Here is a 12,002-nt window from a genome sequence, read left to right on the forward strand (position 1 = left end):
CAAAAAAGATAGATTTTAGCCTTTTTTCAATCAACTAGTTGGCGCTAATGCCAAGCCTTTCCATCGCGATTTTTTTGCCGGTCTGTACGTCGGACTTGCCGCTCCCAAGCCTCGGGAGTTCATCGACTTTCACAACCGCACCCGGCACCATCAAAGGCGGGAGGCCAATCTGGCGGAGCATGCCCTTGACCTCCTCCTCGCTCTGTTCGCCCGCATAAATGAGGACGATCTTTTCGCCCTTGGAACCGTCGGGAACCGACACAGCAAAATGGTTGATCGAATCAAAGTCCGCGTTCTCCGAAATCTTGAAGTCCACGGCGCCAAGGCTAATCATTTCGCCACCGATCTTGGCAAAGCGACTGTAGCGGTCCACAATCGTAATAAAGCCGTCTTCGTCCACATGGCCCTTGTCGCCCGTCTTGTACCAGCGTTTGCCATCGATAACCGCAATCGCTTTCTCGGTGCGTTCTGGGTCATTCAGGTAACCTCGCATAATCTGCGCGCCGCCCACCAGCAAAAGGCCGTCTTCACCCAGCGGGAGTTCTTCCATGGTATCGGGGTCCACCACGCGGAACTGGCTTCCCGGAAGCGGACGCCCTACGGTGCCCGGCTTGTTGCCCACCACGACCGTCTTGAAGTCGTCGAGCAAAAAGTCCTCGGTATTCACGGCCGAAACCGGCGTGGTTTCGGTGCAGCCAAAGCCCTCGAAAATATCGAGTTTGAACTTGGTGCGGTAAAGGTTGCGTACGTCCTCGCGAATTTTCTCGGCGCCGGCAAAAATGCTGCGCACATGCGAGAACATGAGCGGGTGAATGTAGCGGCTCGTGCCCCACATGCGAAGGAACGTGCCCGTTGCCACCATGATAGACACCTTGAACTCGGCGCAAACACGGCCAATGAGGCGGATATCGGTCGGGTCGGGGCAGGTCGCCACCGGGATGCCCTCCACCATGCAAAGCATGGTCGTGATGCTAAAGCCAAAGGCGTGGAACAGCGGTAAAAGTCCAAGGAACACGTCGTCGGGACGCACATGCAAAACGCTGCCGCACTGCTTGATATTGCCCATCAGGTTCATGTGCGTGAGTTCAACGCCTTTGGGACGCCCCTCGGAACCCGAGCTAAAGATGATCGTCGCCACATCGTCGAGCGAGACCTTCTTGAAGAATCTAAGTTCCAGGTACCAGGCCGGGAGAACAATGGCACGGAACAAGTTCAAAATCAGGGTCGGCTTCTTGACCGCCTTGGCCTCGTCCTCCATATAGTAGACCTGGTAGTTGTCCAAAAGCTGTTCCAGAGGCACGCCCTTCTGCTTGAGTTTGTCTACAAAGGCGTGCGCCGTGATGATCGTCTGGACTCCAGCCACCTTGCAACAGTAGTCCATGCTCTCGGGTGTGCTGGAGTAGTTCAGGTTGCAAACCGTTTTGCCCTTGATGAGGAGCGCTAGGTTCACCATGATGCCCGGGCCCGAAGGCGGGATAAGTACGCCCACGCACTTTTCGTTGCCCAAAAGCTTTGCAAAAACATGACTGAAGGTCAATGCCGCCGTCGCAAGCGAATAACCGGAGAAGTGCTTGCCGTCGGGGCTAAAAATCATCGGGGAGAACTTTTTGCGCTTGGCGGTACGAATCCAGGCCGAGGCCACCGGCTTTAGCCTGCGAATGTAGTTGGTCCAAGCCGTAATCGAGAGTTCCTGGATAGCGCGCATCACCTGCACATTGCTGGAATCCACCGGGAGCGGTTCCCCAAACGCCACGGAGACCACGCGGTTCCCGCCGCTGTGCACCATCTCGCGGTAACCGGCGTCGGCCATGGAGTAGCTACTCCCCCACAGGCCCTGCGTGTAAATCGGGACCAGCTTGAGGTTCGGCACGTCCTTAGTCGCCGCGCTGTAGTCCATGCGGAATTTGCAAACGTTACCCGTCTGCGTGAGGCAGTTCTCGGGGAACACCACCACCGCTTCTCCGCGCAAAAGAGCCTCGCGGGCTTCTTCCATCGCCTTTTCGGGGTGTTCCAAGTCCAGGTTAATCACGTTCATTTGCGTGAGGATCAGGCGAATGTACCACTTTTCGTAAGAACGGCGACTCAGCACAAAGCGGAGCGGTCTGGGGGACGCCATCTGGATAAGCGCCCAGTCAATATAAGAGATGTGGTTACCAACCAAAAGGACGGGACCTTCCCACGGCAGGTTCTTGACTCCGTTCACCAGGAACTTGTAGTGAAGCGAAAGCGTGGTGCGGAAAATCTGACGCAACAAGGACTGCGGCATCACACAGAGCGCCCATATGGTACCGGCCAAGCAGAGCACGCCCAAAATAAAGAACAGGTCCATCCTGTCAACGCCAAGGAAACGGATGGCTGCAATCGCCAAAATGTCGAAAGCGATAATGCAAAGGTTCTGCGTGGTGCTGTTCAACGCCAGCACGTGGCCCGCCGAACGCGGCTTGGTGTGGTACAAAAGCATCGCGAACATCGGGAGGGCGTAAATACCGCCGCAAAAACCGAGGAGTGTAAAGGCTATCGCGTTATACGGGCGCGGGATCAAGGGAATCAAGAAAATCAAGATGGCGGAACCCGCCGTGCCCATGGGAACAAGACCCGTCTCGATAAAGTTCTTGGACATGCGCATGGCGTAGACAAAGCCCAGAATGAGACCGATTGCCGTACCGATGATGGCGTAGTTCACCAGGGAGTCCTGGTGGAAAAGACTACCGGAGCCGAACTGGTCCTGGATGACAAAGACCATGAGGAAGATCATCACCCAGAACATGCTGAGGCCAATAATGGACTGGCGCAGAGCATGGTTGTTCCACGCCTTGGCTACCTTACGACGGGCAAACTTGAAGTTCCAGTAGCGGTCCCACGGGAAGTGGAGGTCCATGTCGTAGGCGCCAATCGCCGGCAAGCGAAGTGCAAAGATTAGGCCAAAGAGTTGCATAGCACCCACGACCGAAATCACGGGAATCACGAACTCCTTGAGGCTCGCAAAGGCAAGCCACGCTCCCGAGAGAACCAGGGCAACAAACGACACAATCATCAAAATGCCCGTACCGCTCGCCAAGTAGCGCACGCCCATGAGTTCCTTCATGTAGCCGTTTCGGGCAGGCCCCTGGAACGCCTGCAATACAAAGAACAACCCTATAGACGTAAAAAGGACCGGCATGTTTGCCGTATAGGCGCCAAAACCAAAGAGGCCCACCACAGGTATCGAGAGCACTGTAGTCCAAAGCAAAACGCGTTCCTTGGGGTACTTGTCCGAGAAGAATCCCGCCGGAGTCATCAAAAAGATGCAAGGCAACAGGAACAGCAGGTGAAGCAGGTAGAACTGCCAAGAATCGGTAGCCGTGAAACCCATGCGGGAAAGGGAGAGCTCCATGTAGCCCATCACAATAGTCGCAACAGCTACCTGAGTAAAGGTCAACCCGAAGAAAGAGAAAAAGCCTTTGATCTTGTTCATGTCTTTCGCTTATCCTTTTATGTTTCTTTTTAAATTAGCACTTCCACGAGCAAAACCGGGACCGATCCGGGAAAAAAAGCTGTTTTACGGCATAAAAAAGCCCGGCAGCCATCTGGCCACCGGGTTTTTCAAATTCGTTCAGCAATTACTTGCTTTCAAAGTAGTAAGTCTGGAGGGTCTTGCCATCCTGGGAGAACTGAATGATCTGCTTGCCCTTGAGGAGTTCGCCGCTGATCTTGAACAGGTTCTCGGCAATGTAGGTCACCGTCAGGTCCTTGCCGTTGTCCTTGTCGGCAAAGATACCGCGTTCGTCAGCGTCAAAGCCCTTGCAGTCCTTATGGTTGGCAACCTTGTCTTCCTTGGCCGGGAAGGTCTTGGCAACGAGCGGAGTCGTCACGGAGGCGGCGTTGCGGTAGAACACTTCGAACTTGCCTTCGATCACGCGCGGAGCCGGAAGCGGAGTCATCTTGCCAGCCGGAGCGGCAGCAGCAGCGGCGGCCTTCTTGCCCTTCTTACCCTTCTTGCCCTTCTTCTTGTCGGCCTTGGGCGGAACCTTCATGGAACCATCCTGCTGAGGGAAGGCGAGGCGGTAGCCGGCAATGGACTGGTCGCACTGCGTTGACCAGATTACCCATTCGTTCGAGATCTTCTTGGGGCCGAGGTCGCCACCGGGGACATACATGCCCGGGTCAATCTGGTCGCTATAGATGTAGAGCGTCAGCTTGGCGTTCGGGTTCTCTTCGGTCGTAGAGACCGAGTTGCGGCTCTTGATGTACTTGGAGCGGCCAGCAATAATCCTGTAGTTGCCCACAGGGACCTTTTCGAACTTGAACTGGCCCTTGCGGAGTTCCTGTTTGTACTTGTACTTTTCCTTGAGGGTGGAGAAAATCGTAGAGTCCATCCACACAGTGGGCATTTCAAGTGCTTTGTCTGTGAAAGCATCACGGACTTCACCTTCGATGGTACCGGTCTTTTCGCAAGCAGTCATGGCGAGGGCAATGAGGCCTGCGGCACACAGAGTAAGGTATTTCTTCATTTTATTTCCTCGTAGTTAAAATGCGCAAAAGCCCTCCCCGTTACGGGAGGGCCAAATTTGCAAAAATTATGCTTCTTCAGCCTTGGCGGGCACAACCTTGCGGGTCTTGCGCTTGGCGCCAGTGATGTTGCCAGCAAAACGCTTGTTGAAGCGGTCGATACGGCCTGCCGTATCCACGCGATGCTGCTTACCCGTCCAGAACGGATGGGTATCAGCCGTAATTTCCAGGGAAATTACGCTATATTCAACACCATCGATAGTCTTCTTTTCGGCGGAAGACTTCGTGGAGCGGGTGATGTATTCTTTACCCGTATTCGCATCGACGAACACGACCGGTTGATAGTTAGGGTGGATACCTTCTTTCATTTTGATAACTTCCTATTGAAGTGAGTTTGAAAGTCCCAAATTTAGACTATATTCGGCATTTTGGCAAGCGAGGGCGGCATTTTTAGTATTTTTGGGAGCATGAAACAAGCGTTTTTCGTGTTCGGAACAATCGTTTTGGCCGGGATGGCCCTGAGCCTTTGCGCCTGCAAGGGCGACGCGCCCCACGCCTCAATCATCGAGGTCGACAAAAAAATGCCCCTCCTCGAGTGGCCCGACAGCAACTACGTAGCCTCCCTCGATTCCATCTTGGCGCTGGAACCCCTCAAAAAAGACGCCAAAGACAAGCCGAACATTGCGATGAACGCCTACAAAGCACCCACCTTTTTGCTTCCCAGTTCTGTGACCGGCAAAAAGGAGCCGCCCAGGGCAGCCAAGGCTGGCCACAGGGGCAACAATGGCGCCGGTTCAGCCACGGCCGCTTCGCCAAACCGCAGCGCCGAGGAATTTATGGACAAGTTCAGCACGGCGCTCTCCGCCCTCCAGTCCGACCCGTCGAACCCGAGTCTTTACAAGGTGGTCGAAGCCCGCGAAGGCGACGACCTTTTCAAGCTGCTCAAGCGGACCTACGGTGCCGGTTCGCAGAACCTCCCCCGCTTTTACGTGCTCTCGACCCTCCAGTCGGTAAACGCCGGCGTCATGCTAGAGCACCTCAAAGCCGGCGACAAAGTGCGAGTTCCGAGGATTTAACGAAATCCTACAGCACGCCCTTGCTACTGGGCACGCCCTTCAGGTTGCGGCTCGGGGCAACAGCCATCGCCACAGAGCGGGCGAACGCCTTGAAAATGCTCTCGAGGCAGTGGTGGTTATCATTACCGTAGAACAATTCCACATGCAAGTTCATGCGGGCGTTCTCGCAGACCGTCTTAAAGAAGTGCTCGAACATGCTGGCCTCGATGCCACCCGCCATGGCGGCCGGGAGATTCACGTTCCACACAAAGCCTATGCGGTTGCTAAAGTCAATACACACACGGCTCAAAGCCTCGTCCATCGGCACAAAGTAAAAGCCGTAGCGTTCAATGCCCTTCTTGTCGCCCAGGCACTCCACAAGCGCCTGTCCAAGCACAATGCCAATGTCTTCCATGCTGTGGTGCATGTCAACGGCAGTGTCGCCCTTGCAGGTCAAGTCCAAATGGAACCCGCCGTGCACCTGGAACAAGTCCAGCATGTGGTCCAAAAAGGCGTTCCCCGAATCCACCTTGCCGCGGCTCGCCTCGTCCAGGTTCAAAGAGAGTTCAATGTCGGTCTCGCCGGTCTTTCTGGTAATTTTTGCACTGCGCATTAGTTTGTTCCTACTGGAAGAATGGCACCGTCATAAACAGTAAAGCGGGTCACGCGGCCAAACTTCATCTCGGGGAGCGGCGTTTCGACCCCGTTGAGAATCAGTTTCGAAATGGCACGCGGTTCGCCGATGACTACATACAAAGTATCACTAGAGTTGTAGACCATCTTGACGCCCGCCTTGGCAAGGTTAGCCTCTTTCAAAAAGGCGCCGTCGTCTTCGTGGCGCTTGAGGCCAACCCAGGTGCGCATTTCACCGGAGGCGATCAGTTCAAACTTCGTCTTGCCGTGGTTCGAGACAGGCTTCACTTCGGCACTGTCCTTCTTGGTCGAAGTCGACGAGATAAAAATCGTCGCCGATTCAGGAAGGTCCGACTTCTTTATCGCTTCGTCCACCTGCGCCTGCGTCACCGTGCTATCGGAAGCCTTCTTCACAGAATCCACCGCGGCAAAATCCACCTGCAGCGAATCGGCGGGAACCGCCTCGGCGCCCTCGGGCATTTCGGGAGTCTCGGCAGCAACCGGTTCTTCGACCACAGTTGCCTTGGGCTGCTCAGCAACTGCCTCGGCATTGCCCAAATCCTTCAAAAAATGAGACCCGACCACAAATGCCAGTCCAAGCACCACAATCACTATTGGCACGGCCTTGCTCTTGGGCTTCAAATCTTCGTCGTCCAGCTTTTTCACCTTCACCGGCTTGGCTGGAGTTTCGGCCAAAAGGCTCGCATACTTGGAACCGCACTCGGCACTGTACCAATCCAGCACGTGCTTCGAGTCCAAGCCAAGTTTGTTACAAATGGAATTCAAGTAACCGCGAAGGTAGGCTTCTACCTGGAAGGCCTTCCAGTCGCCGCTTTCAATAAGTACGATGTTCTTGACCGTAAGCCTGGTCAAGTTCGCCAAATCATCCACAGACAACCCACGTGCTTCGCGAGCACGCGTCAAATAAGCGCCGAGTCTTTCATCGGGCCTTTTGTCTTCTATGGGGTTCAAATTCGTCATATCTACCCTTTAAACTTTCCCAACATATCCAATGTACGGGCCACCGGGAGCCCAACCACATTGTAGTAGCACCCCTCGATTCGGCTGATGAGCCTCGCACCCTGAGTTTGGATGCCGTAAGCTCCGGCTTTGTCTAGCGGGTCCTTAGAATTTACATAATCTTTGAGCTCTTGTAATGTGTTGTTTCTAAAATATACCCTTGTTTCTTCTTGTTGAGCATCAACGACTTGCCCGTTTTTCGCAATCGCCACTCCAGTGATTACTTTGTGCGCTTTCCCGTTTAGTTTATTTAACATTTCGAGGGCGTCCGCCTCGTCCTTCGGCTTACCCAGGGGGACCCCGTCCAGGAACACCAGGGTGTCATAGCCGAGCACTACGGCACCCGGCTCCTTTTTCGAGACCGCCAGGGCCTTCGCCGCCGCATTTTCCCTAGGGAAGTCCAGGGGATTTTTGGATTTCGGGTGCTCCTCGTCGCCGCTCACCACCACGCGGAATTCAACGCCAATTTTTGTCAGTATTTCGCGGCGCCTCGGAGAACCGCTCGCCAGTATTAAATCTACCTTCATTTTCAACTATTCACCATTAATTACACATTACTCATTATTCATTGTTCATTGTCAATCCGTCTCCGTGCTGCCCATGTTCAACTTGAGATCGGGCAAGTCACGCACATAAATGGCAAAGCTCCAACCCGCAGCAGGGCCCGTCGGGGTCCACGTGAAGTCGAGCTGCCAGCAGTGCAAAGTCCTGTTGAAGGTAAAGTTGTGTGTCACGAACTTGCCTTCGTTGTAATCGTAACGGGTGCTGTAGCTCATCTCCCAGTTCACCGTGGGCTGGAACGTGGCGTTGAGTCCCGTCGAGTGGCTGATGTTGTCTTGGAACAAGTCCTTCGCCACGCGCGTGCTCGAGAACGTGTAGCGGTAATCCAGCCCGAACGACCACTTGAGCATCTCGTACTTGCCCATTTGCGAGGGGAGCCCCGCATTAAAGTTACCGCTCCAGTGGAAGCTGCGCGAGAGTTCGTAGCTGTAGTACGTGAGCTCGGGGAACTGCGCCTTGGTGGGCTCGTCAGTGAACCTGTGGTAAACGCTGTGGCGGGTATTCACCGTGAACATGTAGTCGGGCAACACCTGCAAGCCAAAGCTCGACGTGATGTCGGACCACTGGAGCGAATCGGCGGCAAAATTATACGACACGTTGTGGCGCGTCGTAAAGAGGCGGCGGTTCCCGTACTGGTCGTCCACCGCCTTCGCGGTGTCGCCCTTCGTGGTGTCGGGCTTGTACCCCCGCACCTTGAGGTACTTGATGTCGAAGTCGTTGTTCAGCCCGAGGCCGATCGTCTTCTGCTCAATCTGGTACGGCGTCTGCCCCAGCAAGGGGTGCGGCGCGAACTTTTTGACCGTATCTATCTCGGGCGCATACGTGTACGAAACGCTTGGCGAGAGCACGTGGCGAAGTCCAGTAAAGCGTCCTATCTCGGGCACCCAAATACCGTAGAGCTTGGTATCGGCGGTAATGCTGTAATTGTGGTTGTAGGCGACCTGGCCGTACTCGTCGTGCTCCGGGTCCAGGCTCATGTAACGCTTGCGGTACTTTGCAGAATCATTCGGGTTGATCCAGCCCGTCCCGGTCCAGTAGCCGGTGAACGAAGCGCGTGGCGTCAAGTTGATCACGTCAAAGAGCGAGCCCGAGTAATCCAGGGTGTAGGTTCCCGTGTAGCCCACGTACTCCGCCGTCGTGTCAATCTCGTTGATAGTGTCCTGGGCTCGGCGCGTGTAGTAGTTGAAGCGGTTCGTAAAGCTGTAATTGAACTTTTCGAGGTAAGTCTCGATGGAGCCGTCCTCGGCAGCCATCTCGTCCTCGTCGTACTCAAAGGTGAACAAGGGACCGCTCTGCCGGTACTGAATGTCGGGGATTTCGCGTTCCATGAGGTCGGTCACCAGGTTGTGCTGTTGCCTCGCCTTGACCGTGAGGCTCTTGTTGTTGCTGAACCTTCCCGAGTAGGTCAGCTGCGCGTTCGCCTGCTGGTTCAAAATCGTCTCGGCCTCGAGGGCATTGTCCTTACGCACGCTTTGGCTGCTTACAAAAGAGCCCGAGCCGCTCAACGTGTGCTTGCCGTCGGGAGTCAGGTTCTGGTTGTGCGCAAAGTTGATGTCGTAGCCGCTGTTCGCGAGGTCGAACTCCTCGAGGTAGCTCGTGTAGCTCACGTTACCGTCAAGCACGTAGCGCTTTTTGTAGCGCACCTCGCCCGTCATGGTCGAGCGCTCGAACCGCGCCTCCTCGCCCTCGATAATGTCGCCCTTGAGGGTCGCGTCCCAGTAATCGTTGGGGGCGTAATAAAAGCCCAAGTTGCTCATGTAGTAACCCTGCACCTGGTCTCCGCCGAACTTGGGCGTCAAAAGGCCCGACTTGCGCCCGCTCTTGAGTGGTGCCACAATCATGGGGAGTACTGCCACCGGCACATCGGCGATGTTCAGCACCACGGGTCGCGCCGTGATGGTCTCCTTGGGCTTAACCACCATGCGGCGGCCATAAAAATAGAAGTGCTGGTGCGTGGAATCGTTACAGGTGCTAAAATCGCCGCGGGCAATTTGCAGGCGCGTGTCGGGCAGGCGCCGCACCTCCATGCCGTTCAGCTGCTGGTTGTCTTGGTAGGTCGTCGCGTAGTAAATCTCGCCTATGCGGTTCTTCATGTTGTACTTGAGCCGCATACCCGAAAGCGAGGGGTTCTTGGTCTCGCGCAAAACCGGCTCGCCCGCCGCCACCAGCACCTCGTTCTCCTGGTCAAAGAGGATGGTGTCGGCATCGAGGGTCGCCGTGCGATACTTGAGCTGGGCACTGTTGTTCAGGTTGAAGGTGGACTTTTCCACGTCGTACACCAGGTCCACGGCACGGTACTCGATGGTATCGGTCCCCGTGGTATCGTTCATCCAGTCCACCTCGGTGGTGTCTTCTTCGACCTGTTCGCGTTCTTCGAGTTCAAAGCGGGTAAGCTCCTGTCCGTGCACGGAAGGAGCAGCGATAAGCGCCAGTAAAAACACCAAAACGGCCCACAGGAGCCTATGGGTTCTAGATAAAATCACGTGAACCGCAAGATAGAAAAATCCCCGCCTAAAAAAGCGGGGATTCTTTCAAATTTATTCAAAAACAAATGAGCGAACGGTTCTCGTAAAACGAGTGGTCGTTTTGCCTGTTTACTTCAAGATAGCAAACTTGCCGCTCACAGAGCCGTTATGGTCAATGCTCACCATATAGCGACCGCTCGGGATGTTGGAGGCGTCCCAGGCGACGGTGTTGATGCCGGCGAGGGCGCCGTCATTCACGAGCCTAGCCACCTGTTCGCCGTCGGCGTTCATGATAGTCACCACAGTCTTGCCCGGGGTCTTAACGCTGTAGCTCACCGCCTTGCGGGTAAAGCCGCGGAGGGCGATGTCGTTATTGCGCACAACGTTGTTCGTTTGCACCTTGGGTCCAAACTGTTCAGCCTTCTCCACATAAATGCCGTTGAAGTCCGCCGTCGCCACACGGGCATCTTCCTTAACGAGGCTACCCCTGTTGAGCACGGCCACCAGCTGTTTGTCGTTCACCTTGGCGCTGGCAAAGGTCTCCAGTTCCTGGGCGTTGAGCTCGGCCTTGTCGCCGTACCAGGCCGACACGTCCTTGTTGTTCAGGTCCTTCACAGTGATCTGGGCACGGCGGAGGGTGGCGGTATAGGTTTCGCCTTCGCTAATGTAAGTGATTTCGAGGGGCTTGTTGACCTGCCCACGGAGTTGGTCCTTCGAAAAATCGATGTCGTGACCGGCAAGGGCGACACCATCCACGGCGGTAATCACGTCGCCAGCCTGGAGCTTGGTCTCGGCAGCCGGAGTGCCCGGGATGACCTCGGCCACATGTACACCATCCTTGACCTGGTAAATGGTGATACCGATACCGCCGAAAGATTCATCGGCCATGAGGGGGGCGGCAAGCATCGCCGCCACAAGAGAAGCCTTCACAAGATTCTTCATAAGAACTCCTTATAAAAATCAATCCACATAAAATATATAATAAAAAATGCCGGATAGGCCGGCATTTTGACGTAATTTTTCAAGGAAAAATCAACAAACGCGCCTAATCATCGGACGCATCCGGCATGGATTCCACCAGATTGGGGCAGACAATCATGTCTATATGGCACTCGCAACCTTCCGGCAATTCCACTGATTCGCATCCTCCAAGCCTAATAGGTTCGCGAAACGGGAACACTTCGTCGCCGATGACCACAGTCCTTATACCGGCATATTCCTGCGCGACCATGAACGACAGGCCGGCTCCCGTACAGAGGCAGGTCGTTTCAACATCTGGAGCATAAACCGGCGTAACATAAAGCGTATCGCCACCCTGACGGAAGTCGACTTTCCTGACAATCTTATTGCAAGCAGCGACAACCCCATCAATCGACACCAAAACGGAATCCCCGTTTTCTTCGAGCGTGAAATTGCGGTCCGGCTGCCATTCCCTAGCCGCAGTATCGTCGGAAGCCTCTTTTTTCAAGGCGCCCTTTTTCATGTTTTCGACATAATCAAAGTAGGATTCGTCGAAATGGCATGAGCTATGCACGCTGGAGCCGTGCTCCATTTCCGACACCAGGGATTGAGATTCGTTATTCTGGGCCGAAGATCCATTCGCCTGGGTCGAAGCATCGTCCGAACAGGCGAAAAAGAACATTGCAGATGCAGCTATCGCTAAAAGTTTGTTTTTCATAACGGCCTCCTATTTTCACTTGTTCCAAATATACACCCCGCAAACTGACTACGCAAGCCATTTCACAAAAAAACATCTATTTGGCAATATTGAACGACTGGC

Annotated in this window: 10 protein-coding genes; 1 reads left to right on the plus strand and 9 read right to left on the minus strand. The window is 54.7% G+C overall.

The window, feature by feature from the left end:
• Nucleotides 1-34: 34 nt before the first annotated feature.
• From BUB55_RS00270 to BUB55_RS00280, 3 genes are all read right to left on the minus strand, one after another.
• Nucleotides 35-3,454, minus strand: coding sequence for an MFS transporter (locus BUB55_RS00270; protein ID WP_073187176.1), 3,420 nt, complete (start codon nt 3,452-3,454; stop codon nt 35-37).
• 145 nt (nt 3,455-3,599) lie between these two features.
• Nucleotides 3,600-4,490: a hypothetical protein gene (locus tag BUB55_RS00275; RefSeq protein WP_073187178.1), complete on the minus strand. Its 891-nt coding sequence runs from the start codon at nt 4,488-4,490 to the stop codon at nt 3,600-3,602.
• 66 nt (nt 4,491-4,556) lie between these two features.
• Entirely contained in the window at nt 4,557-4,856 is a 300-nt protein-coding gene (locus tag BUB55_RS00280) for a type B 50S ribosomal protein L31 (RefSeq protein WP_073187179.1), read from the minus strand.
• A 99-nt stretch (nt 4,857-4,955) separates the two neighbouring features.
• Between BUB55_RS00280 and BUB55_RS00285 the strand changes: the two genes are divergently transcribed.
• Nucleotides 4,956-5,564, plus strand: a complete 609-nt coding sequence (locus BUB55_RS00285) for a hypothetical protein (protein WP_073187694.1) — start codon at nt 4,956-4,958, stop codon at nt 5,562-5,564.
• A gap of 7 nt (nt 5,565-5,571) precedes the next feature.
• Here the strand turns inward: BUB55_RS00285 and hisB are convergent, their stop codons facing one another.
• The 6 genes from hisB to BUB55_RS00315 form a co-directional block, all read right to left on the minus strand.
• Nucleotides 5,572-6,156, minus strand: a complete 585-nt coding sequence (gene hisB / locus BUB55_RS00290) for an imidazoleglycerol-phosphate dehydratase HisB (RefSeq protein WP_073187181.1) — start codon at nt 6,154-6,156, stop codon at nt 5,572-5,574.
• The gene (locus BUB55_RS00295) at nt 6,156-7,157 is read right to left on the minus strand and encodes a helix-turn-helix domain-containing protein (RefSeq protein ID WP_234971731.1); all 1,002 of its coding nucleotides are present in this window, start codon (nt 7,155-7,157) and stop codon (nt 6,156-6,158) included. The genes hisB and BUB55_RS00295 overlap by 1 nt, the downstream gene beginning before the upstream one ends.
• Nucleotides 7,158-7,159: 2 nt before the next feature.
• Nucleotides 7,160-7,723, minus strand: coding sequence for a Maf family protein (locus tag BUB55_RS00300; RefSeq protein WP_073187183.1), 564 nt, complete (start codon nt 7,721-7,723; stop codon nt 7,160-7,162).
• A 51-nt stretch (nt 7,724-7,774) separates the two neighbouring features.
• Nucleotides 7,775-10,240, minus strand: a complete 2,466-nt coding sequence (locus BUB55_RS00305; protein ID WP_234971732.1) for a putative LPS assembly protein LptD — start codon at nt 10,238-10,240, stop codon at nt 7,775-7,777.
• A 111-nt stretch (nt 10,241-10,351) separates the two neighbouring features.
• Nucleotides 10,352-11,164, minus strand: coding sequence for a S41 family peptidase (locus BUB55_RS00310; protein WP_073187185.1), 813 nt, complete (start codon nt 11,162-11,164; stop codon nt 10,352-10,354).
• 103 nt (nt 11,165-11,267) lie between these two features.
• The gene (locus BUB55_RS00315) at nt 11,268-11,900 is read right to left on the minus strand and encodes a hypothetical protein (RefSeq protein WP_143152818.1); all 633 of its coding nucleotides are present in this window, start codon (nt 11,898-11,900) and stop codon (nt 11,268-11,270) included.
• Nucleotides 11,901-12,002: the final 102 nt, after the last annotated feature.

Origin of the sequence: Fibrobacter sp. UWP2, from assembly GCF_900141705.1 — a bacterium.
Classification (GTDB): domain Bacteria; phylum Fibrobacterota; class Fibrobacteria; order Fibrobacterales; family Fibrobacteraceae; genus Fibrobacter.